The organism is Paenarthrobacter sp. E2MeOHC11, assembly GCF_058744955.1.
The window spans coordinates 3,704,500-3,726,697 of sequence record NZ_CP196673.1 but is presented as its reverse complement, the minus strand read 5'-3'; the positions used below and the strand labels follow the sequence as shown (position 1 = coordinate 3,726,697).

Genomic DNA, 22,198 nt, shown 5'->3' with positions numbered 1-22,198 from the left:
ACGACGCGGGCAGGTGGCGCAAGCTTGTTCTCACACGCGACGGCTTCCCGACCACAAGGCGAACAGCAGCGGCACCACGGAAACGATCATCAGCACATTGCCGAGCACCATGTCATCGGCACGGACCACGGCCCCTGAGATAAGCACCGCTCCGAAGATCACTGCGCCGACTGCTCGCCGGACCAACAGGATGAGCCGGGCCATCTGCCGTTCGAGCCTGCGATTTGATACCTGCAGGGAACCGTCCTCCAGTTGAGAGACCAATCCATCCAGCCGTTTTGGCAGGCGCAGGGCTATGGCAGCGGCATCGAACGCCTGGGATGCGACGTCGTTGATGAGGTTTCCACGCTCGTCGCGCAGCAGTTGCGCCGCGTACGGCTCCACGGAGTCCCACAGATTGAAGCGGGCATCCAGTGAGCTGCACACACCCGAGGTCAAGGACATGGCCCTGATGATGAGCAGGAAATTCTCCGGCAACTGGAAGGGCAGGGAGCGAATCACGCTGCCGAACTCAGCCCCGAATTCGCGGAACTCCCGCGGATCAACGTCGCGAAGCTCCGCGAAACCCATCCCGCCGAAGCGCGCGAAGAGCTGTGTCATGGCCCGCTCAAGCTCAGCTGTGTCGGCCGACTGCATCAGCACCCCCACGTCGCTGATCGCGGTCACCAGTCCTTTGCCGTCCCGTGAAGCAGCAGCGATCAGAAGCTTGCGCAGCCCGCTGCGCGTCTTCACGGGAACTTCGCCCATCATGCCGAAGTCAATGAACGTGAGTTTCCAGGGATGTTCACTCGACGGATCGTTGGCCGGCGTGACGAAGATATTGCCGGGGTGGGGATCGGCATGGAAGAAACCGTTGGTGAACAACTGGTCAAACATCACCGAGGCGAAGACTGGAGCCACAGTGGCCGGGTCTATGCCGGCCAGGCGAAGCGACTCCGCGTCCGTGATCTTGATGGCCGTGACATCTTCGAGTGTGAGCACACGGCGGGTGGTTCGCTCCCAGACCACAGCTGGGACAGTTACCCGTGGGTCGTTGGCGAAGTCAGCGGCAAAACGCTCTGAGTTGGCCGCCTCATTCAAGTAATCGATTTCCTCCAAGCTGGTCTGCGCGAACTCCTTGATCAGGGCCGGCACGTCTGCGCGGCTGGAAACGATGCGGATGCGGCTGAGCCAACCTCCCACTTTCCGCAAGGCGGCCAGGTCGACGTCGACGATTTCGGCGATGCCGGGCCGCTGCACCTTGAAGACCACGCTGCTGAGCCCGGTATCCTCGGCATTGCCGGCCAGGAGTTTTGCCCGGTGTGCTTGCCCGAGAGATGCTGCCGCAATGGGCGTCTGCTCGACTGAGGCGAACACCGCCTCCAAGGGGGCACCGAGTTCGGCTTCGGCCAGCGTCCGGATGGCAGGAAAGGGAACGGGCGGCACTTCGTCCTGAAGCCCCTCCAGCTCCGCGGTGATCTCCGGTGGGAGCACGTCCAGCCGGGACGACATGAACTGGCCCACCTTGATCATCAGTCCGCCGAGCTCCACCGCAAGGCCGTGAAACCGCCGGGCAAACTGCCGCATTCTGTTGGCTCGGTTGCGTTCCGTCAGCCGACGAAGGCCTACCTTGGGCAAGAACAGCTCAAACCACCACGTCACCGCCAGATGCCATGCGGCGAATCGCAGGATTCGGCGGTAGCGGGCGCGGGGATCCCCGCTTCCCGGCGTGGGATCTGCCCGATCGCGTCGAACCGACGTCACCCCTTCAGTCCTGGGCGAGGATCGAGTACAGGCGGCGGCGCGCCTCCTCGAGCACCGTCACAGCCTCCTGCACTTGCTTGGGCGTTCCGGTGCGGCCAACCTGCGCGGCGGCCTGAGCCAGTTCCACGCCGGCCTTGGGCAGGGCTGCGAATCCCGGGCTCGACGACGTGCCCAAGGAGTCCCACGGTGCAGACGTTTCAGAACCGGCAACATCCTCCCGGCCGGCTTCAGTCAGGGAGTAGATTTTGCGTCCGCTGGATTCTTCCGCACTGACGAAACCCTCGTCTGCCAGCAATTGCAGGGTGGGATAGACGGAACCGGCGCTCGGCTTCCAGCTGCCCCCACTGCGCTCTTCGATTTCATGGATGATCTGGTAGCCGTGCATGGGGCGCTCGGCAAGCAGGGCGAGGATAGCCGTCCGTAGCTCGCCCCGGCCGGCACGGGTTCCGGAGCGCTTTTCGAACCGGGAGCGAAACTCCTCAACGGCCTGCCACATGCCGTCCAGGTTGTTGCCCATGAATCCGTTTGCAGGGAATGAATTGTGCATCAAGCTCACCTCAGTCAATCGCGAACGATACTAAACGATAGTTAACGATATACCCGAGCGCAGCGCCGTGGAAGCCTCATAGCGCAGGACCGGACAGCACTTCTGGGTGATGCCGTCCGGCCCCGGCCGCGGAACCTTCGGGCAGCTTCGGCAAACGAGGGGGGTCATTGGCCGACGCGTGGGATCCGCTGGCTTCAGTAAAGGCGAACCGGCCACCTAGGCACACGAGTAGTTGGTACTCGTCTTTTCCTGGCGCTGGAAGGGGCGACTACTTGCGGGGCTGGGAACCCTGATGCCAAATGTGGAGCTAAGGAGATTCGAACTCCTGACCTCTTCGATGCGAACGAAGCGCTCTACCAACTGAGCTATAGCCCCTGGGCCAAGCTGTACGGCCTGGCCAGTGTCCCTAGGCTACAAAGTTTCGTCGTGCTTTTCCAACCACGACACGAACGTCTCCGCGCCATCCTTCCGCCCGGGGATCAGGTTGTTGCCGGCACGAAGGAACGACCCCATGGCCCCGGCCAGGGGCAGCTCCACGATCTTGCCTCGCCTCCCTGTGACCGTCTTCCACGACTCCGCCATCTGACGCATGGTGAGGACCTCCGGACCGCCCACAGTTCGTATGCAGTGCCGCTCACTACCCGGGGCTCCGAGACAATCAATGACGACGTCGGCACCTACCAAAGCGGCTGCCAGCCCCTCTCCTGTGGTGACATCGCCCGTAAAGTAAGTTGCGCCGTCGTGACGCTTCGCCGAGCCGGCAGCCGGTACGTGGCGGGAAAAGGCCGTCACCGTAGGCCCCGCAGACAGCGCGAGCCGGACGACGTCCCGACCGACCTACCCGATGCTACCCGCGACGCAGATGCTGTTCATGGAGGTTCTAGGCGCGACGGCGCTGCAGAACGTCGTCCAGGTTGCTGAGCGCGCTCTGCCCCTTGGCAGAAACAGTGGCCGCTGCCTCCGCTTGCTCAGCGCCCTGCTTCAGAACGGGCTTGCCCACAGGCTTGGGAGCCTCAGGGAGGTCCAGGGGCTCGGGAGCCGGCCTTGGAACCTTGGCGGCCTCGACGTACGTGGGCTTGGGAACTGCGACCGGCTCCCAGCTGGAGCCCTTGGAGTCCCCGGCCGTATGGGCGGATTCGTCTCCCGCGGCGACTGCAACGGCCAACGCGGCCTGGCGAAGCTCAACGGCGGACAGGCGCGCAGCTTCACGATTGGTGGCTTCGGCGTCGAAAACGGTGGTTTCCTTCGCTTCCACTGCCGGTTCCTTCGGCAAGTAGCGCGCCGGCGTCGGAATGGGCGCAGCTTGCGCAGCACGGCGCGCCCGGCGTTCGCGAAGATCCCGGAGGGCGAGCTTCCGCAGGGTCACGACGGCGAGCACAGCCCCAATGAAGGAAACCAACGGCAACCAGACGGATGCGGCGCCAAAGGCGAGGAGAACGCCGGACACCACTGACGTCACCAGCAGGGCAAGGCCCGCCAATGCCAGCGTGAGCCGGGCGTAGCGGATGGTGAAGGGAGTGGTGGGGGCTTTTCCAGGGAACGACTCAGCCGCACGGGATTCCTGGGGCGACGCCTGTGCTTTGCTGTGCATGGTCTCCATCGGTTTCTCCTGCTGAGGTGCCAAAGTCAGTACCACCCCTGCCTGCGTTTCGTCTGGTTCGTCGTCGATCGCCCCTGCCGGGACAGTGGCTGTTTGGACTTGTTGGCGTCTGTTCCGCAAAACGTAGGGCGCCACCCAGACCATCCACAGGGCAACAGTGACCACGAGTATCACTGAGCTGCTGAGAGGGAAGTCCACATTCAAAACCGTAGAAGCAAATCGCCGGGCGCGGCGGCATTGCGGCCGGTGTGTCGTCGGCGAGTCCGCAAATGACTGGATATACGGCCAAAAAGGCCTATGACCTGCCCGTTTATCCCCTGAGCCACCGACGTAACAGACCCTCCGGAACTTCCTCGGAGGTCAGCGCGAAGGAGCGGTGGTCAGCCCATTCGCCGTTGATATGCAAGTAGCGTTCGCGATAGCCCTCATCGCGGAATCCGAGCTTTTCGACCACCCGCAGGCTGGGTGCGTTTTCAGGCCTGATATTGATCTCCATGCGATGGAGGCCCAACACCCTGAAACAGTGATCAGTTGCCATGGCGACCGCCGTCGGAGCGATACCAAGCCCGGCACGCTCCTTGTCAACCCAATAACCCAGCGTTGCCATCATGGCCGATCCCCAGACAATGGAGGAAACGGTCAATTGCCCCACGATTCGCGGTTCCCGGAATCCGGGGGTCCGCTCAACGATGAGGAAGGGCAGGGCCGTGGAGTGGCGGGCTTGGTCGTTCAGCGAGCCCACCATCTGCCGATAGCTGGGCAGGCGCCCACCCGGTGCGGGGTTGGACGCCTCCCATGGAGCGAGCCATTCGCTGTTCCGCGAACGGACTTCAGACCACTCCCGCTTGTCGCGGTAACGGATGGGGCGAAGAAGCAGGTTTCCGCTCTCCAGCGTCACCGGCCAGATCGCAGAGCCGTACATCCGGTGTTACTTGGGAAGCGAGGCAGTAAAGGTCGGCAACCACTCACGCAGTTCGGGGCCGAGGTCTTCGCGTTCGCACGCCAGCTCAATGCATGCCTTGAGGTAGCTGAGCTTGTCACCGGTATCGTAGCGGCGGCCGCGGAAAACGACGCCGTATACGCCGTAGCCCTCACCTTCGCCGGCGGCAAGGACTTCAAGGGCATCGGTCAGCTGGATTTCGCCGCCCCGGCCCGGAGCGGTTTTCTCCAGAACATCAAACACTGCCGGGTGCAGCACGTAGCGGCCGATGACGGCGAGGTTGGACGGCGCTTCTTCCGGAGAAGGCTTTTCCACGAGCTGCTTGATGCGGACGTAGCCGTCTTCGCCGATCTCTTCGACGTCGGCGCAACCGTAGGCGCTGATCTTGGAGGGTTCCACTTCGATCAGGGCAACCACGGAACCGCCGGTCTTCTGCTGGACGGCGATCATGTCGCTCAGCAGGTTATCGCGGGCGTCGATCAGGTCATCGCCCAGGAGAACGGCGAAAGGCTCGTGGCCAACGTGCTGCTTTGCACGAAGGACGGCATGGCCCAGGCCGTTCGGGTCGCCTTGGCGGACATAGTGGATGTCGCCGAGGTTGGTGGCGGACTGGATGGCCTCAAGCTTGGCGGTATCGCCCTTCTCAGCCAGGGTCGCTTCCAACGCCGGCACGCGGTCAAAATGATCCTCAAGGGCGCGCTTGCTGCGCCCCGTGATCATCAGGACGTCGTGCAGGCCAACCTTGACGGCTTCTTCGACGACGTACTGGATGGCTGGCTTGTCAACCACAGGCAGCATTTCCTTCGGCATCGCCTTTGTTGCAGGCAGGAACCTGGTGCCAAGACCCGCTGCGGGGATGACGGCCTTACGGACAGCATTGTTATCGAGAGTCACCGGACTAATGTAACGGAAGGAATACATCATCGGCTAAACCCTCGCCGTGCCGGGAACACATTTCGGTGTGCCGCATGGCGGCCTTGGTTGCTGGACCGGCATCAGGCTCACCTCACGATCGGATACGCATGGCATCGAAAGAAGACATCCGCAGCAGCCGCCGCCTGCACAGGCGAGCCCTCTCTCCGGAACAGATCGCGGCGGCCGGCGAGGGGATCGCACATCATGGATCGGCGTGGGCGGCAGCTGCCTCCCCTGCCACCGTCTCCACGTTTGCCGTCTACTTGGGGGTTGCCTTCGAGCCGCCCACCATGCCGCTTATCGAGGCGCTGCACGGGGCCGGCCACCGCGTTCTGCTTCCCGTCTGCGAGCCCGGACGGCAGTTGAGCTGGGTGTATTGGACGCCCTCGACGGCGTTTGTCCGCTCCGCCTACGCCCCCATCGACGAGCCCGAAGGCGAACGACTGGAAAGCCAGGTTGTCGCCGGAAGTGCGGGTATCTTCATGCCTGCCACTGCGGTGGACATGGATGGCAACCGGATCGGCCAGGGGGGCGGCTACTACGATCGACTCCTCCATGGCCTCGACGCTTCCGGCCGGCGGCCGCCCACCATTGCTGTGGTGTACGACGACGACCTGTTGCCAACAGGTTCGATCCCCGCCGAAGCTTTTGACCGCCCCGTGCGGGAGATCCTGACGCCATCCGGCGTCGTCCGTCTCGAAGGCACGGCGGGTATGGCCTGACTGCCGCACCTCCTTGTTGACTCCGGCACTTGGAGATATCCAACACATCCGCTGGCGCACGCCAAGGAGACGGATGATAGAATTGGCACTCAGGCCCTGCGACTGCTAATGCGGAGAGTTATTCCGCCGCCGCTGCACAGGACCTGAACTTTGTCCTGAAGGAGGAATTCAGTGCCCACATACGCATACGCCTGCAAAGACTGTGACCATGCCTTTGACATCGTCCAGTCCTTCTCTGACAGCTCCCTGACGGAGTGCCCCGAGTGCAAGGGCGCCCTTCGCAAGAAGTTCAACAGCGTCGGCGTAGTCTTCAAGGGTTCAGGCTTCTATCGGACTGATTCCCGCGACGCCAAGGGCAGCACCGTTTCGGCCGCAGCACCGGCCCCTGCCGCGGCGTCGCCGGCCCCCGCTGCAGCACCGGCAGCGGCCGCAGCCAGCTAGGTCTCCACCTTTTCCACATAGCGCACCAGAGGGCTGTTTCGCGGCGCTGGCAGCTGGCTAACGTGGCGGCATGCCACATCAGTCACGCAGTGCCTTCCTTGCCCGCGCCGAGCGTTCGGCATCAACCGACGCCACTTGGCCCCCGGTCCCGCGTGCAGGAACGAGGCGATCCAGTGTCTTAAGCGGCATTCCCGCAAGGTTCAATCCGCCACGCTCCCGGGATCGCACTGACCACCGGGGCCACAAGCGAAAATTCGGCTCCTGGATCGGACGAAACCGCAGGCTCACCGTTGCCCTCCTGCTCTGCCTTGCCACCGGTATGGCAGTCCAACAACTGACGCCGGCATCAGAAGCACGCATCAGCGTCCTTGTCGCAGCCCACGATCTTCCAACAGGCACCAGCCTTGCGGAGTCCGACTTCACCAGCCAGGGTGTGCCGCCTGACCTCGCCATCACCGGCGCCCTGACAGATGTTCAGGCCCTGGTTGGCCGCCAACTTGCCTCACCCCTGGGCAGGGGGCAGATCCCTACGGAGTCCAATCTTCTTGGTCCAGGCCTGCTCACCGGCGCACCGACAGGGGCGGCTGCGGTGCCGCTGCGAATGGCAGACCCGTCATCCATCCAGCTTCTCTCCCCCGGCCAGTTGGTGACGGTGGTCCTGACGGCGGCCGGCTCCTATGACGAATCCAGGCAAAGCCAGGTGTTGGCCGGCCCTGTCCCAGTGCTCTGGACTTCAGCTTTGGGCGGCAAGACCGGCGAATGGCTCGGTACCAGCGACACCGAGGGTTTGGTGGTGGTCGCCGCGGATCCCCAACAAGCAGAAAAGCTTGCCGGCGCTTCAACGCAAGGCAAGCTTTTCTTCGTTTTGGTAAGTCCGTGATGCGGGACCCCTCTACGGGCGGCCGATCAGCCCCAATGCGGAGGCCTTTGCTCTTTGAGCCACTGCTCGTGGTCATAGCCGGACTCATCGCCCCAGCGGCGGGGATCGTCTTCCGCAGCTTTAGTAGGAAGTATCCCGCCGGCGCCGGGCCTGGCCGCGGTCGTCGTGGAGACCGAAGCTTCTTCGGCACCGTCGGCCCCCGTTGCGTCGGGTTCGGCCTTGGCCCCGTTTTCCGGACCGGATGCTTGTTCCATCAGTGGTGCTTCTTTCCCATTCTCTGCAAAGCCATGTGCTTCTCCGGCAGCGTCCTCGGGCCCCCCGGCTCCCTGCAGTGCCGCACTCGGCGCAAACGTTGGCTGCCCCTTTTCCACGTTCAATTGTTCAACATCCATGTCCAGGAAGCCATGCTCAGGCGACGTCGACCGTGGGATGTGATTCTCCAGCCCAAGGTAGGACCCAATGCGGTCCGCGCAGGACGAAGGATCAGTAAACACTTCAATGGTCCACAGGGACATGTAGCGCCATCCCATGCGTTCCAGCAACTGCGGACGCAGCCGGCTGCGTTCGCGGACGCTCATCCTCTTGTAGCGTTCTGTGCCATCGGATTCGATTGCGACGGGGGTAGGGATCTCTGCACCCTCACGGCCGATGGTGTGGACTGGATCCGCGGCGGCCGCGATGTCCAGCACGCCATCGTAGAGATGCCAGACACGGGCTCCCCGGGCACGCAGACGCTCGCCAAGGTCGGCCACCAGCGGGTCCTCGCCGAGCGCTTGCTCACTGGCAACAGCGCGGGACGCGGGCGTACCGAGGTTGCTGTTTCCCGAGAGTTCCCGGTCCAACAGTTCGTAGAAGTCCACCGCACCGTGAGCCAAGCGATCAAGGTCGAGGTCCTCGGGTCGGAAACAACTCAGGACGTGCATGGAACGCCGGGCACGGGTCATCGCCAAGGCGAACCGGTTCCTGCCACCTTCCGTGGACAGTGGGCCAAACGAGTGCAGCGCCCGGCCATGAGGTGTGCGGCCATAGCCAAGGGAGAAGATCACGTGGTCCCTCACCAGCCCCTGCGCACGCTCAAGGTCCACCACGCGGAAGGACTCGGCGCCAGCCCCGAAGAACGTGGCCAGCAAGGGATGGTTGGGCAGTTGCAACCTGATGGCCTCGCCGATTCGGGCGGCATGGCGCAGGCTGGCCGTCACTACGGCCAACGACGTGCGGGGCCGGAGCCTGGCATGTTCGAACACCAGGTCCACAACACGGTTGACCTCAGCGGTGACGGACTCGACACCTTCGTGGTCTGCCCCCGGAAGCCCGGTGCCGTCAGGAATGTACTCGACGAGGATGGAACGGTCCAGGCCCGTGACCGAGTTGCCATCAGGCAGGCGCCGCAGGCCACCGTCGTAGTAGTTCTTGCTCAACTGCAGGATCAGGTCTTCGTCCACGGCGCGGTAAACCCAATTCAGCTGCCATGTGGGCAGAACCCTGGCCAAAGCCTTGAACGCACTGTCGACGTTCTCGTGGCTGGCAACACCGGCAACCGGCGGTTCCACGGCCACGCTGAACGTGCGCGCGTTCGCGATCTTCGCATCGCCGAAGGCCACAACCTGCTGCGCCCGGGCAATGGCAGGAAGAACGGCCTGCAGCGACGTGGATTCGGCGTCAATAATCACAACCGCGTCAAACTTCTGCTCAGCTGGAAGAACACCAGTGAGAAGGTAGGGACTGACCGACCAAACAGGGACCAGCAGCGGCACAAGTTCCGGAGCTTGGGCGCTGAGCGCCGGCAGCGTCACCCGGCCGTCCTTCAGCAGTGCGCGAAGCAATTCCGCCTGTCTCGGGTGCTCGAGGAGGCCCTGGCGCCACTTCCCGGCCAACTGCCACCGAAGGCGTGCGGCTCCACTGGCAATGTGCGCCTGGTCGGCAAGACGGTATTCAGCTTCGAGCCGGCGCAACGAATCACCGTCGGACATGGCAAGGTAGTCGTCGCCACTGATCATGGCTTCCAAAGCGGACTGCCACCAGGCCAAGTCCAGTTCGGCGGCCACGGAGGCTGCCGGGACTTCCCTGGCAGCCAAGTCGGAAAGCAACTCGCCGAGACCATGCTCGCGCATTTCCTCGATCAGGAGGGTGCGCTCGGGAAGGGTTTCCAACGTGGCTGTGTCTGCAACAAGCCGTTCCAGCCGCTCCATCAGTTCCAGATACGGCGTACCGTGCAGCGACCCTCCGGCGCTGGTGTGCTTGAGCGCTTCACCGAGGCGACGCAGTTCGCCGTCGAGTTCACGGTAGAGCGCACCAAGATCGGCAAGCCCGGAAGGGACAGCCGGGTGGCGCTGGGTAGTGGCGTAGCCAGCCCAGAGAGCGCGTTGCTCCTGCACCAGAACCAGGGAGCTGTGGAGATCGGCGATGTGGACACCGGGCCGCACGTATTCCTTGGCAACGCGGCGGAGGCGCGAGCGCTGCATGGAGGGCATCTCCAAGTTACGCTCACGGCGCCAAGCGGAGCTGGCGGTAGCGGAAATAAGGTCGTGCACCGGACGGTCGAAGATGTCCGGAGTGAATTTATCCAGGCTTTCGCGGACGGCAATCAGGAGTTCGAGCTGGGCACCCCACTCCGTGAACGTCTCTCCCAACCTGATCTCGGCGTGGTCCGAAAGCTGTTTCATCCGCTCCCGCAGGACGGGCAGCTTCTCCTCTGCCAGGCGGGCGAGCTGCTGCGCTTCCTCGGTCTCCTTGCGGGTGACCAATCGGGCTCCATACCAAGGGCTTGTGGTGGAAGCCCGGCTGAAGCTGCCCAGCTCGGCAGCCCGACGCAAACGGCCAGCGAGTTCCTCACGGTCCTTGATGTTGTCCAGGACACTGCGCTTCAGACGGACCGTCGTGGACGGCGCAGGGTGGATGGACGTCAGCTCAGCGAGCGATTGCATTGCTTGGTACGGCGAGCAACCCCAGCGCTCACGGACGTTGTGCAGTGAGGCAACGTGGTCCATCAGGGCGTGGCGGTGTCCGGTCAGAGTCTGGTGAAGGTTGCCCAGTTGTGGTTCAAGTGCTTTTTCATTGCGCATGATGGCCCGGACCAACTGGCCCTTGAGCTGCTGCGGGGTGGTCCCGTTGCCGGGGCGGAAGAGCATCGAATCCAAGCCAAGGGATTCCAAGTGCGATGAAAGGCCGGCGAGGCTGGACTGCCTGTCCCCCACCACGAGCACCGACTTGCCTTCGCTGACCAGCGCACCGATTGCGTTGATGGCTGTTTGTGTCTGTCCGCTTCCCGGCGGCGTGCTGACGACCAGCGAATCTCCTGCACGAACGGCATCCACCACATACTGCTGATCAGTATCAGCGTCGAGCAAGAGGAGCTCATCCGCCGGATCGCGGAGGTCAAGGCTGGGGAAACGGCCTGCCTTGATTGGTTCGGCCTCAATGTCACCGCCGTTGGCGGCAATGGAGAGCGCCGCAACAGTGGCGTTGTTTGTATTGATCCAAGGATCATCCAGGTTGCCGGAAAGGTCCGCCAGCGTCGTGACCAGTAAGTTGAACTCCACGTCGGCACCGTGAATCGGCTGGACGAGAGTGGACAGGCGATCCAGCACCGGTTGAGGATCAAACCTCGCAGTGTTGTAGGCCATCCTCGCGACGGCGTTGACGTCAAAGACAATCCCGTGGACTGATTTGAGGTGACGCACCAAGGCCGGGTTCATGCGGGCCTGCTCGGTGAGCTGGAGTTCGAAGTCGTCTTCGCCCGGCCTCACCGTCAGAATGATGGACGTGAGCATCACGGGGGCCGATACTCGCTGTGGCTTGCCGCCTACAGCAGAGGTCCAGACCACAGTGCCGGCAGAGAGGTAGCCGGCCTCAATACCGCGATCGTTGCTTAGCTCGAAGATCTTGGACCTGATGTTTCGTGCTGCCCGCGCCGCCACCAAATATTGTTGGCGGTCCCGGATCAGGGTGGACAGGCGCGTCCTGCGGCCTGCCAGCAACTGCGCCAGTCCCGAGGGGTGGGCGTTGCTGAGATCAATGGCGCCTTCGGGCGTCTTGACGAAACGCAGCATCGTGTCTGCCCCGGTGACGGGCTTAAGACCAGACAGCCATTTACGGAGCTCTTCGGAGCCCTCTTCCTGGCCTTGACCTACTGACACAACTTCTGCCTTCTTTTCTGTACTAGCTTTAGACGCCTTGGACCATACCGGCATACCTTCGAGGGTAGCGGGAATACCCTGCCAGCCCGCTCCGCAACGCTGTTCCGACGCGAAATTCGCCGTCATTTCACAGGTGCCCGCCGGTTTCGAAGCGGTGAAGTGCTTACGGATACAAGCAAAGAGGCCGGCCTCCCAGAGGAAGCCGGCCGCTCACATTGCTATTCCCACTCGATGGTTCCCGGTGGCTTGCTGGTCACATCCAGCACCACCCGGTTTACTCCATCCACCTCATTGGTGATGCGGTTGGAAATCCGGGCCAGGAGGTCATAGGGCAAACGCGACCAGTCCGCCGTCATGGCGTCTTCGGAAGTCACCGGGCGCAGCACAATGGGGTGGCCGTAGGTACGGCCGTCGCCCTGGACACCAACGCTGCGAACGTCCGCCAGGAGGACCACGGGCATCTGCCATACGTCGTTGTCCAAGCCTGCGGCCGTCAGTTCTGCGCGGGCAATGGCGTCAGCCTTGCGCAGCAGGTCCAGGCGCTCCTTGGTTACTTCACCCACGATGCGGATTCCCAGGCCGGGACCCGGGAAGGGCTGGCGACCGACGATTTCCTGCGGCAGGCCGAGCTGTGCACCGACGGCACGTACTTCGTCCTTGAACAAGGCCCGCAGGGGCTCGACGAGTTCGAACTGCAGATCCTCAGGAAGCCCCCCCACGTTGTGGTGGCTCTTGATGTTTGCAGCACCCTCGCCGCCACCGGACTCAACGACGTCCGGGTACAGCGTTCCCTGGACCAGGAACTTGATCTTCTCGCCCTCGGCAGCGGCCTGGGCGATGATGGCCCGCTCCGCTTCCTCGAAGGCCCGGATAAATTCGCGGCCGATGATCTTGCGCTTGGTCTCCGGATCGCTGACGCCGGCAAGAGCCGACTGGAAGCGTTCCTGCTCGTTGGCTACGTAGAGGTTGACGCCCGTGGCTGCCACGAAGTCGCGTTCAACCTGCTCGGCTTCACCTTCACGCAGGAGGCCGTGATCCACGAAGACACAGGTCAGCTGGTCACCAACGGCGCGCTGGACCAAAGCGGCAGCTACTGCGGAGTCGACACCACCGGAGAGGCCACAAATGACCTTGGAGTCCCCGATTTGCTGGCGGATACGATCCACCTGCTCTTCGAGGATGTTGCCCGTGGTCCAGTTGGGGCTCAAGCCCGCACCCTTGAAGAGGAAGTTTTCCAGGACGTGCTGGCCGTGGACGGAGTGCTTGACCTCGGGGTGCCACTGCACGCCGTAGAGGCGCTTCTCCTCGTTGGCGAAAGCAGCAACCGGCGCACCGGCCGTCGAGGCGAGCACTTCGAAGCCTTCAGGGGCCTCGTGGACGGAATCGCCGTGGCTCATCCACGTGTTCTGGGAAGAGGGGACGCCGTCCAGGATGGAGCGGGCATCGCCTACAACAAGCGCTTCAGTGGCGCCGTACTCCCGGAGACCCGTCTGGGCCACCTTGCCGCCCAGTGCGTTGGCCATGGCCTGGAAGCCGTAGCAGATGCCAAACACGGGCACCCCGGCTTCGAAGAGGTCCGCGCCGACGCTCGGAGCTCCCTCTGCGTACACGCTGGAGGGCCCTCCGGAGAGAATGATGGCTGCCGGGTTCTTGGCCAGAAGCTGCTCGGTGGTGAAGGTATGCGGAACAATTTCCGAATACACATTCGCTTCGCGGACGCGGCGGGCAATCAGCTGCGCGTACTGGGCACCGTAGTCAACAACCAGCACCGGCTTCTGGGAAGTTTGGGGTGCGGTGGGAGTAGTCACCAGACAAGACTACTTTGCCGGGCCGCCCCGGTGCACGTTGGCGAGGGCGGCCGGGGGCCAAAAACGGCCCTACCGTTAGGCATCTCACATCTGGATGCCGGTACAGCCTAGTAGCGTTTGGTTGCCTGCGGGTTGGCGGCGAGTTCGGCCTCGACCTGGGCGTGGAATTTCTTCTCCACAATGAAGGACAGCAACGGGACAACTCCGCCAAGTGCCAGCAGGACCATTTTGGAGAACGGCCAGCGCATGAGGGACCACAGTCGGAAGTTGGAGACGAGGTAGACCACGTACATCCAACCGTGCACGATCAGCACCGACGTGGAGATATTGAAGCCGCCGATCACACCCTTGGGCTCGGATTCCGCGAAACCGAAGCCAAAGGGCTGGCCTGTGACAGCGCTCGTACCGCCGGCGAAGAGCGAAACGCCAAAGCCGTACCGGGCGATCAGTTCCGCACACAGCAGGAGCAGCATGGCGCCCGTGAGGTATGCCATGACTTTGTAGAACTTCAACGCCGAACGGATCTGGGCTTCCGTTCCGCCGAACCGGCGCTTCTTGGGCTTGGATCCGGATTGTTCGGGCTGGATGGCCGGTTTTGGCTCAATCATTGCTGCACCTTTTGTTCTGGCTCTGGGCTTGTAGGTTCTGTCGTGGCCTCGGCATTGGACGGCTGCTCGGGGTCCACATCATCGAAGTCGTCATCTTCGTACTCGTCCTCTTCGAGGTCGCGACGGTAGTCGTCCTTCACAAGCCGCCACCAGATAAAGATCGAGAATCCCGCAAAGACAACCCATTCGACCGCATAGAAGAGGTTCAGCCAATTGACCTGCTCTGCAGGGGGTTGCGGCGGAATATTGAGGGCCTTGACGTCATCGCCGAGGGGAATCGTCACGCCGCCTGAGACTTCCGATGTCGCAGCGACAAACCCCGGGTAGCTGGATACTTCCCACTGATTGATGAGTTCGGCAACGGACACCGCGGACGCACGGCCTGGACCGGCGTCGACGTTTGGAACGGGTGCTTCAGAAGGAATGAGGCGACCGGTCAAGGTGATGGTTCCCGACGGCGGCGGGCCGGCCTGGGCGGCATCGGCCACCCAGCCGCGCGCAACAGGGATCCACGTTTGGGGCGACGCGGCGACACCGTTCAGCGTCGGCGCGTTGTTGACGGCAAAGGCGGAGACGATCCAGAAACCTTTTTGGTTGTTGTACAGGCGGCCCTCAACGAGGACCTGCTTGCTGGGATCGTACGTTCCCGTGGCAGTCACCATCTGGTCCGAGACCGAACCGGGGAAGAATTGGCCGGGCTGGAGGACGTCCACCAGCGGTTTCACTTCCTCAATGCTGGACGGCGCGGGAGGCTCGTGCTGGGCGGACCGGCTGAGCTGCCACTGGCTGAGCAGCACAAACACCCCGGACAACAGAAGCGCAAAGACCAGTCCTGCGATCCAGCGGGGTTTCAACGCGGTTTTCAACACCCCTTAACCGTACTTCGTCCGGCTGTAGAACAACGAAACGAGGCAAAGCGGATAGCCAGCCCCTCTGCCCTGGAGTGGGGCAGCAGGGTCCCTACGTGGCGACGGAGTCGACACGACAAGCCCTGCCCTAGAGTGGGGCAGCAGGGTCCCTACGTGGCGACGGAGTCGACACCAAAAGCCCTGCCCTAGAGTGGGGCAGCAGGGTCCCTACGTGGCGACGGAGTCGACACGAAAGGGCCTGCCCCAATCTCTAGTGGTCGAAGAACACCAGGCTGGAGTTGATGAGTTCGGAGATGACTTCAGGATCGTGGGCCCGCCGGAGGGACTCGCGGAACGACTCCTTGGACAGGGACCGGGCCAGCGTGGCCAAAACCTCGAGGTGGTCGGAAAAGGAGCTGGCGGGCGTGGCGATCAGAAGAACCAGGGTGGCTGGGCCGTCCGTTGCTCCGAAGTCCAGGGCATGGCCGAACTTGGTCACACCGACGGCAATGGAAATCCTGTCCACGAATTCACTGCGTGCATGGGGAAGGCCAATGCCGCCGGGGAGTCCTGTTGCGAGCTGATGCTCCCGTGAGTGCACTTGCTCCAGGAAGCCCTCGAGGTTGGTGATCCTGCCGGCTGCGTGAAGCTTGTGGGCCAGTTGGGCCGCGGCGTCAATCTTGTCCTCTGCGACAAGTTCAAGGATGACGGTGTCCGGGGTGGTCAGTTCCGCGTCATACCGGTCAAGTGGTTCTGCCAAGTCGTGTTCCCTCCAGTGTGGCCGTCCGGCCGCATTACCTTGGGCTGTTCAGCGAAGGGGAACGATGTCATCCACTCCCATGCGCGCGGCGTCGGCCGATTCGTCGTCGGGCTGCTGCTGACTGAGCCGTTCAGCCTCCACGCGCGCGAGGTAGTGCTTGATTTCGCTTTCGCGCTGAGTCTCGCTCCAGCCAAGGATTTCTCCCATCAGCTTAGCCACTACGGGGAGGGCAGACACACCCCGGTCCCACGATTCGATCGAGATCCGGGTTCGACGCGTCAAAACGTCGTGAACATGCCGGGCTCCTTCATGGGTAGTTGCGTAGACAACTTCCGCCGCGAGGTAGTCATCGGCACCGGGCAAGGGTTCGCCCAACTCCGGACGGTTGGAGATCAGTTCCAGCACTTCGGACGTCATCGATCCGTAGCGGTTCAAGAGGTGCTCAACCCGGGCGACGTGCACCCCGGCCTCCTCCGCCGACCGGGCCCGTCGGTTCCAGGCGGCCTTGAAGCCTTCTGCGCCCAGCAACGGGATGGTTTCGGTGCAACTGGACGGGACGCGTTCATCCATGGCCCTGGTGGCCTCATCCACGGCATCCTTGGCCATGACCCGGTAGGTGGTGTACTTGCCGCCGGCAACCACCACGAGTCCGGGAACGGGATGGGCGACGACATGCTCGCGGGAGAGCTTGGCCGTGGAGTCATTCTCTCCGGCCAGCAGGGGCCGAAGACCGGCGTAGACCCCTTCGACGTCCTCGCGGGTCAGGGGGCGCTTGAGAACCTTGTTGACGTGCTCCAGGACGTAGTCAATGTCCTTGCTGGACGCCGCCGGATGGGCCTTGTCCAGCTTCCAGTCCGTGTCTGTGGTTCCGATGATCCAGTGCCGGCCCCACGGGATCACGAAGAGCACGGACTTCTCCGTGCGCAGGATGAGGCCCACCGTGGACTGGAAGCGGTCGCGTGGCACCACGAGGTGGATGCCCTTGGATGCGCGGACCTTCAGCTGGCCCCTATCAGTGACCATGGCCTGTGTTTCGTCGGTCCATACGCCGGTTGCGTTGACCACTTGCTTGGCCCGGACTTCGAAGACGCTGCCGTCTTCCTGGTTTTCGAGCTTCGCTCCAACCACGCGCTCACCTTCGCGCAGGAAGTCCACCACACGAAGCCGGTTGGCGGCGTGGGCGCCGTAATGGGCCGCCGTCCTGACGACATTCACCACAAGCCGGGCGTCATCCACCTGGGCATCGTAGTAGCGAATGGACCCCACGAAGGCGTCGTCCTTCAAGCTGGGAGCCGCGCGCAGTGTTCCACGCCTGAACAGGTGCTTATGCATGGGAACGCCGCGGCTGTGCCCTGATGTCAGGCCCAAGGTGTCGTAGAGCATGATGCCCGCGCCCACGTATGGCCGCTCCCAGAACCTGCGGGTCAGTGGGTAAAGGAAGGGAACAGGCCGCACCAGGTGGGGTGCGATCTGTTGGATCAGCAGTCCCCGTTCCTGGAGTGCTTCCTGGACCAACCCGAAATCCAGCATCTCCAGGTACCTGAGGCCTCCGTGGATAAGCTTGGAAGACCGCGACGACGTGCCGGACGCCCAGTCCCTGGCCTCCACGATGCTCACCGTGAGGCCACGGGTCACGGCGTCCAGGGCCGCTCCAGCACCCACCACTCCGCCGCCGACAATCAGGATGTCGAGCTCCTTGCCGGCTTCCGCAGTGGCTTTCAGGACTTCGATCGACGCGGCACGCGATTCCGGGCTAAGTGCTCCCGGGGCATTCACTTGCGGACCGCCTGCGACATTGCTCATCGGACCCCTCCTCAAACGCAACAGCTGGTAGTCCCCTACCCTACTTGTTGGCTGCCGCCTTGGGCAGGGCACAGGTCAGAGTGGCCCGAACTGCTTGTTTCCCTGTGGATCGTGCCAGGAGAGGGACAGTGCTTCGAGCTCACGACGAAGTTCCGGATCCGAAGCTATGCGACGCCGAAAATGCTCGCGGGCGTGCTCCGAAAAGTAGGCGGGCGCAGCAAACAGGCAACCCGTTGCCAGCAGCAGGAGGGCGTAGGCCGCAACGAATCCCAGCGCTTGACCGGCCCCCTCGTGAAGCAGTGGATTTACCACGGGGAAGAGGCCCACCCCCAAGATGGCCGAGAGGAATACCGCCAGCCCCACGCCGGAGGAGAACTTGCCAGGCGCGCGGGACGCCATCACTGGACGAACTTTGGGAACTCCCCGAAGCCTGGCACGAAGTCCGGCAGCGACGCAGAATAGGGCCACACCCACACCAGCGAAGGAAATCACCACGCCGGGGCTGCCCCCCAGCACCAGAACCAGGAGCGCGGCGCCCAGCAGGCTGACGGCTGTACCGAGGCACGCCACAGAGAGTCCCAGAAATTGGCCCCTGTTCCACGCCATGTCCCTCAAAACGGAGGGTACGGTGTCCGGGACCATGCGGCCGGAAGAGATCCAATAGTCCAAGGGGAACTGCTGTGGCCATTGTCCGGATGAGGGGAAGTGCTGGCTCATGCGAAGGTCAGGGCCGCCGCGAATTCGCCGAAGGCCTCGCCAGGCGGGACTGGACGGTGCGGCGGGTTGTCTTCGTCCCCAGTGGCAAGAGTCCAGCTACCGTCGGCACCCGCTTTGAGATGGGCTGTGAGCGGGGACCCCTCAGCCCGGTGGTGCTTGATCATGGCCGCGGCGGGAAGCCCGTCCGGACCATCCACCAGGTAGTGGCGGGCAATCTCAATACCGAGGGGCAGCATTCCGGAGCGGGAATCAATCGGTTGAACCTCGTGTACGCCGTAACGGCTGAGGTTGAGGAGAACGGACCCTTGGTCCGAGCCGGCGGTGAACAGCACATGGTCGCTGTTGGGCGTAACCAAGGCCATTTCCAACCATTCATCTGCACTGGAAACAACTGCGGCCACTATGGCGCCCCTGTCAACGGGGACAATGTCCTCACCATCGACTTCTGCCAGGCCGCGCACCAGCAAAGTGGTGATCCCGGCCTGCTCCAGCACCTCTTTGTCCGCGACCCCGGAAAGCCGGAACAGTTCACGGGTCTTCTCGGCTCCGCTGGTTGGGCGCATGGCCAGCAACGCCAAAAGCTCGTGGTCCGTCAGCCGCAGGGTTTCCAGGTTTGCTGTTTCTGTCATGCCGTCCTCATGTTGGTTTGCTGGTTCCACGCTATCTTAGGAAATCCGGTCAACCGCCCAGCCAACCCCACACCTTCTTCGCCCCATCGGCCACAACTTTGGCGCCATCCTCTACGGCACCGGCGACGGCTTTGGCGCCGTCGACCACCATTTCCGAAGTGGACCCGTAGCCGAGCCCTTTCGCAAGGAAGCCCATTCCGGCCCATGCGAGGCTGGCACCGGCAAAGAAGGGTCCCACGACAGGTACGAAGCTTCCGGCCGCCAGAACAGTGGTAATACCTCCGTCGGCCATGGCGTAGCCGTCGCCGCGCATGTAGCCATCCGCAAACTGCGCCACACCCCCGATGACGCTCAGGACACCCGCTGCACGGCCCACCATGGAGAGACCGTTCAGGAGCTGTGTGCCTTTGAGGTACCCAACGCCGGGCATCTGCCCGAATTGGGCACCCAGAAGGCTCCACGGCTGGCGTACCAGGAGATTCGCCTTGGCCATCTTGTTGAGGAGGAGGTCGGCAATGAAGCCCCCACCGGAAGCGGCAAAGTTCAACCCTTGGTAGCCCGTGTTGCCGTTGGCTTCCACCACCGGCGAAAACGGGGTGGTCCCTGGCCCGGACCCCGTCCCGGAACCGGAACCTGAACCCTGCGACGTTCCGCCGGAACCTTGGCTGGCCTGTTCCTGCTCATCTGCCTGGACAAGCAGCGACTTCGCCTGGGTGCGAAGCGATTCGCTGGCCTTGTGCAGCATGGGCCGCATCTTCCCGGACCATTCCGAGCGGAACCGCTCGCCGTCGGCGCCCTTCCAGGCAGTGGACGCGACGATGCCGTTGATGTTGAGCTCCAGGCTGGACAGGGAGTTTCCCGAGGCCCCCATCACTTTGGACAGTGACCTTAGCTGGGCAACATCTGCCCCAAAAATGCCCGGTGCCATTCCCTACCCCCACGTCTCTGCCAGCAAAAGTTCTTCGGCCGCCAGATTACTGGGATCGGTGGATGGCCGCGATGGGGAGAACTTCCCCGGGACACAGGAAGCCCCTATCCCTCCGACAAGTCGGAAGGATAGGGGCTTCCTCAGGGGCCGTGCTGTCAGTTGCCTGCGTACGGCGAGACGACGACGTCAACCCGCTGGAACTCCTTGAGGTCCGAGTAGCCGGTGGTTGCCATGGAACGGCGCAGAGCACCGATCAGGTTTGAGGTTCCGTCCGTGTGGTGGCCAGGTCCGAAGAGGACCTCTTCCAGCGGACCGACCGTGCCAACATTGACGCGGTCGCCACGGGGCGACTCGAGGTGGTGCGCTTCCGGACCCCAGTGCCAGCCGCGGCCAGGTGCCTCTTCCGCGCGTGCCAGCGCGCTGCCGAGCATCACGGCGTCAGCGCCCATGGCAATGGCCTTGACGATGTCGCCGGAGCTGCCCATGCCGCCATCGGCAATGACATGAACGTAACGGCCACCGGACTCATCCATGTAGTCGCGACGTGCCGCAGCGACGTCTGAGATGGCAGAAGCCATGGGCGAATGAATACCCAGGGCTCGTCGCGTCGTGGTGGTGGCACCGCCGCCGAAGCCCACCAGGACGCCGGCAGCACCGGTACGCATGAGGTGCAAGGCAGGCGTGTAGCCGGCCGCTCCGCCTACGATCACAGGGACGTCAAGTTCGTAGATGAACTGCTTGAGGTTCAGCGGTTCGTGGTTCTTGGAGACGTGCTCAGCAGAAACCGTTGTTCCGCGGATGACAAAGATGTCGACGCCGGCAGCCACCACTGTCTTGTAGTGTTCCTGCGTGCGCTGCGGGGTCAGAGAGCCTGCAACGGTGACGCCTGCGGCACGGATCTCTGCAAGGCGGGAGCTGATGAGTTCGGGCTGGACGGGCGCCTGATAGAGGTCCTGCATGCGGCGGGTAACGGCCGGGCTGCTGGTCTCATCGGCCAGGGCGGCGATCTCGTCAAGGACCTTCTGGGGGTCCTCGTAGCGGGTCCAGAGACCTTCAAGGTCCAGAACACCAAGGCCTCCGAGCCGGCCAAAGGCGATTGCAGTGTCCGGAGACATCACCGAGTCCATGGGTGCCGCGATCACGGGGGTGTCGAACTTGTAGGCGTCGATCTGCCAGGAGACAGAGACGTCCTTCGGGTCACGCGTCCGGCGGTTCGGGACGATCGCGATGTCATCCAGGGAGTAGGCACGACGCCCACGCTTGCCACGGCCAATCTCAATCTCATAAGTCACGGCTCTTACTTTACTGGACCCCTCCCAGAACCCCGATTCGGCAAATAAACACTTCACAAAGTGTGCCAATGGACTCCGGGATGGCTTACCTGATCACGCCACTTCCTAAACTGGACTCAGAACCGCTGAGGAGAAGGCAGTAATGACCACCCAGAACGAAGAAGGCCAGGCGTCGGCCATCACCAACCATGAGCTCATTGCTCCCCTAGCCCTGGAGGAAAACCCCTGGTGAGCTACCAGACCGGCCCCACTCCACTTTCCCGCTCTGCCCTCCCCCTGGACTACTGGCTTTCCACGGAGCTCTCCGCCATTACTCCGGCCGGTGCGCGCTCCCGTCTTCGCGAGATCGCTGATGCGAGAGGTTCCTACATGGGCGCTTGGGCCGCCGGCGTTGGCATGGGGGCAGTCCTCATCCTCCTGGGTGTCATCCTCACCATCCGGTTGGGCACGCTGGTGCCGGTTCCCTCCCTCAGCCTTCCCGGCGCGGCACTCGCCGTGCTCTCCTGCGTCTTCTACCTACGGGTACGGGACCGGTTGCCGCGAACCAGCCGGGCGATCGTCAATCGTGGGCCCGGGAGCCTACGGGGCGCGCTTTCATTCGTGGGGTTCATCCTGATCGCCTTCATAGGGCTGTTCGCCCTCATGGCCAAGCCATCGACGTGGCAGGATCCTGCCGCGCTGCTGACGCTGGCTACGGTTCTTGCCTTCATGGTGTGCCTCCTCGTGGTGGGGATCATCGTCCCGGCCACCATCGCGGGCCGTTCGAGGGAGTCCCTTCGCCGCAAGGCTGCAACAGATCCCCATTTCCGGGCGATGCTGGAACAGGACCTCGCCACGTGGCGTGATCCCTACGGCAACGCAGGATACGGCCCGCTCTAATT

20 protein-coding genes and 1 tRNA gene are annotated in these 22,198 nt (G+C 63.2%); 4 read left to right on the top strand and 17 right to left on the bottom strand.

The genetic code is table 11. The features are described from left to right. Positions 1-30: 30 nt before the first annotated feature. The 7 genes from ACSSVG_RS17330 to galU form a co-directional block, all read right to left on the bottom strand. On the bottom strand, positions 31-1,743 hold the full coding sequence (locus ACSSVG_RS17330) for an ABC1 kinase family protein (RefSeq protein WP_492415737.1): 1,713 nt from the start codon (positions 1,741-1,743) through the stop codon (positions 31-33). Between the two features lie 4 nt (positions 1,744-1,747). Next, positions 1,748-2,290 carry a PadR family transcriptional regulator gene (locus tag ACSSVG_RS17325; RefSeq protein ID WP_492415736.1) on the bottom strand — a complete coding sequence of 181 codons (543 nt, stop codon included), beginning with the start codon at positions 2,288-2,290 and terminating at the stop codon, positions 1,748-1,750. Positions 2,291-2,592: 302 nt separating this feature from the next. Then, positions 2,593-2,665 (bottom strand) — tRNA-Ala (locus tag ACSSVG_RS17320). A gap of 36 nt (positions 2,666-2,701) precedes the next feature. Then, positions 2,702-3,082 carry a hypothetical protein gene (locus tag ACSSVG_RS17315; RefSeq protein WP_492415735.1) on the bottom strand — a complete coding sequence of 127 codons (381 nt, stop codon included), beginning with the start codon at positions 3,080-3,082 and terminating at the stop codon, positions 2,702-2,704. Between the two features lie 88 nt (positions 3,083-3,170). Then, positions 3,171-4,055 carry a hypothetical protein gene (locus ACSSVG_RS17310; RefSeq protein ID WP_492419239.1) on the bottom strand — a complete coding sequence of 295 codons (885 nt, stop codon included), beginning with the start codon at positions 4,053-4,055 and terminating at the stop codon, positions 3,171-3,173. Between the two features lie 145 nt (positions 4,056-4,200). Continuing rightward, positions 4,201-4,812 carry a GNAT family N-acetyltransferase gene (locus ACSSVG_RS17305; protein WP_231339556.1) on the bottom strand — a complete coding sequence of 204 codons (612 nt, stop codon included), beginning with the start codon at positions 4,810-4,812 and terminating at the stop codon, positions 4,201-4,203. Between the two features lie 6 nt (positions 4,813-4,818). Then, positions 4,819-5,754: a UTP--glucose-1-phosphate uridylyltransferase GalU gene (gene galU / locus ACSSVG_RS17300; RefSeq protein WP_256491663.1), complete on the bottom strand. Its 936-nt coding sequence runs from the start codon at positions 5,752-5,754 to the stop codon at positions 4,819-4,821. Positions 5,755-5,852: 98 nt separating this feature from the next. Here galU and ACSSVG_RS17295 point away from each other — a divergent pair, with 98 nt between their 5' ends. From ACSSVG_RS17295 to cpaB, 3 genes are all read left to right on the top strand, one after another. Next, positions 5,853-6,467, top strand: a complete 615-nt coding sequence (locus ACSSVG_RS17295; RefSeq protein WP_492415734.1) for a 5-formyltetrahydrofolate cyclo-ligase — start codon at positions 5,853-5,855, stop codon at positions 6,465-6,467. Positions 6,468-6,638: 171 nt separating this feature from the next. Then, the gene (locus ACSSVG_RS17290) at positions 6,639-6,908 is read left to right on the top strand and encodes an FmdB family zinc ribbon protein (RefSeq protein WP_492415733.1); all 270 of its coding nucleotides are present in this window, start codon (positions 6,639-6,641) and stop codon (positions 6,906-6,908) included. Between the two features lie 70 nt (positions 6,909-6,978). After that, positions 6,979-7,788 carry a Flp pilus assembly protein CpaB gene (cpaB, locus tag ACSSVG_RS17285; protein WP_492415732.1) on the top strand — a complete coding sequence of 270 codons (810 nt, stop codon included), beginning with the start codon at positions 6,979-6,981 and terminating at the stop codon, positions 7,786-7,788. Between the two features lie 26 nt (positions 7,789-7,814). Here the strand turns inward: cpaB and ACSSVG_RS17280 are convergent, their stop codons facing one another. The 10 genes from ACSSVG_RS17280 to ACSSVG_RS17235 all read right to left on the bottom strand — a co-directional run bounded on the left by ACSSVG_RS17280 (position 7,815) and on the right by ACSSVG_RS17235 (position 21,317). Continuing rightward, positions 7,815-11,978: an AAA family ATPase gene (locus ACSSVG_RS17280; protein WP_492419237.1), complete on the bottom strand. Its 4,164-nt coding sequence runs from the start codon at positions 11,976-11,978 to the stop codon at positions 7,815-7,817. Between the two features lie 164 nt (positions 11,979-12,142). Beyond that, entirely contained in the window at positions 12,143-13,732 is a 1,590-nt protein-coding gene (guaA, locus tag ACSSVG_RS17275; RefSeq protein ID WP_492415731.1) for a glutamine-hydrolyzing GMP synthase, read from the bottom strand. A 107-nt stretch (positions 13,733-13,839) separates the two neighbouring features. Next, complete coding sequence (locus ACSSVG_RS17270) at positions 13,840-14,340, bottom strand: DUF3817 domain-containing protein (protein ID WP_231339551.1); 501 nt, start codon at positions 14,338-14,340, stop codon at positions 13,840-13,842. Further along, a complete protein-coding gene (locus ACSSVG_RS17265; protein ID WP_492415730.1) occupies positions 14,337-15,209 on the bottom strand; it encodes an SURF1 family protein in 873 nt (290 codons plus the stop codon). Before ACSSVG_RS17265 ends, ACSSVG_RS17270 begins: the two co-directional genes overlap by 4 nt. Before the next feature lie 250 nt (positions 15,210-15,459). Further along, positions 15,460-15,948 carry a PTS sugar transporter subunit IIA gene (locus ACSSVG_RS17260; protein ID WP_231339549.1) on the bottom strand — a complete coding sequence of 163 codons (489 nt, stop codon included), beginning with the start codon at positions 15,946-15,948 and terminating at the stop codon, positions 15,460-15,462. A 48-nt stretch (positions 15,949-15,996) separates the two neighbouring features. Then, positions 15,997-17,751 carry a glycerol-3-phosphate dehydrogenase/oxidase gene (locus ACSSVG_RS17255; protein WP_492415729.1) on the bottom strand — a complete coding sequence of 585 codons (1,755 nt, stop codon included), beginning with the start codon at positions 17,749-17,751 and terminating at the stop codon, positions 15,997-15,999. Positions 17,752-17,826: 75 nt separating this feature from the next. Beyond that, positions 17,827-18,357 carry a hypothetical protein gene (locus tag ACSSVG_RS17250; protein ID WP_492415728.1) on the bottom strand — a complete coding sequence of 177 codons (531 nt, stop codon included), beginning with the start codon at positions 18,355-18,357 and terminating at the stop codon, positions 17,827-17,829. Between the two features lie 107 nt (positions 18,358-18,464). Beyond that, a complete protein-coding gene (locus ACSSVG_RS17245; RefSeq protein WP_492415727.1) occupies positions 18,465-19,097 on the bottom strand; it encodes a hypothetical protein in 633 nt (210 codons plus the stop codon). A 49-nt stretch (positions 19,098-19,146) separates the two neighbouring features. Then, positions 19,147-20,025, bottom strand: coding sequence for a WXG100 family type VII secretion target (locus ACSSVG_RS17240; protein ID WP_492415726.1), 879 nt, complete (start codon positions 20,023-20,025; stop codon positions 19,147-19,149). Between the two features lie 155 nt (positions 20,026-20,180). Beyond that, the gene (locus tag ACSSVG_RS17235) at positions 20,181-21,317 is read right to left on the bottom strand and encodes a GuaB3 family IMP dehydrogenase-related protein (protein ID WP_159703872.1); all 1,137 of its coding nucleotides are present in this window, start codon (positions 21,315-21,317) and stop codon (positions 20,181-20,183) included. A gap of 228 nt (positions 21,318-21,545) precedes the next feature. Between ACSSVG_RS17235 and ACSSVG_RS17230 the strand changes: the two genes are divergently transcribed. Next, a complete protein-coding gene (locus tag ACSSVG_RS17230) occupies positions 21,546-22,196 on the top strand; it encodes a hypothetical protein (protein WP_492415725.1) in 651 nt (216 codons plus the stop codon). Positions 22,197-22,198 lie beyond the last annotated feature (2 nt).

What these genes read in the sequence shown, in the direction of transcription:
- ACSSVG_RS17245 (WP_492415727.1), bottom strand. Translation starts at nt 19,097, where the DNA reads ATGACAGAAACAGCAAACCTGGAAACCCTGCGGCTGACGGACCACGAG.
- ACSSVG_RS17255 (WP_492415729.1), bottom strand. Translation starts at nt 17,751, where the DNA reads ATGAGCAATGTCGCAGGCGGTCCGCAAGTGAATGCCCCGGGAGCACTT.
- ACSSVG_RS17305 (WP_231339556.1), bottom strand. Translation starts at nt 4,812, where the DNA reads ATGTACGGCTCTGCGATCTGGCCGGTGACGCTGGAGAGCGGAAACCTG.
- ACSSVG_RS17250 (WP_492415728.1), bottom strand. Translation starts at nt 18,357, where the DNA reads ATGGCGTGGAACAGGGGCCAATTTCTGGGACTCTCTGTGGCGTGCCTC.
- galU (WP_256491663.1), bottom strand. Translation starts at nt 5,754, where the DNA reads ATGATGTATTCCTTCCGTTACATTAGTCCGGTGACTCTCGATAACAAT.
- cpaB (WP_492415732.1), top strand. Translation starts at nt 6,979, where the DNA reads ATGCCACATCAGTCACGCAGTGCCTTCCTTGCCCGCGCCGAGCGTTCG.
- ACSSVG_RS17325 (WP_492415736.1), bottom strand. Translation starts at nt 2,290, where the DNA reads ATGCACAATTCATTCCCTGCAAACGGATTCATGGGCAACAACCTGGAC.
- ACSSVG_RS17240 (WP_492415726.1), bottom strand. Translation starts at nt 20,025, where the DNA reads ATGGCACCGGGCATTTTTGGGGCAGATGTTGCCCAGCTAAGGTCACTG.
- ACSSVG_RS17280 (WP_492419237.1), bottom strand. Translation starts at nt 11,978, where the DNA reads ATGCCGGTATGGTCCAAGGCGTCTAAAGCTAGTACAGAAAAGAAGGCA.
- ACSSVG_RS17270 (WP_231339551.1), bottom strand. Translation starts at nt 14,340, where the DNA reads ATGATTGAGCCAAAACCGGCCATCCAGCCCGAACAATCCGGATCCAAG.
- ACSSVG_RS17295 (WP_492415734.1), top strand. Translation starts at nt 5,853, where the DNA reads ATGGCATCGAAAGAAGACATCCGCAGCAGCCGCCGCCTGCACAGGCGA.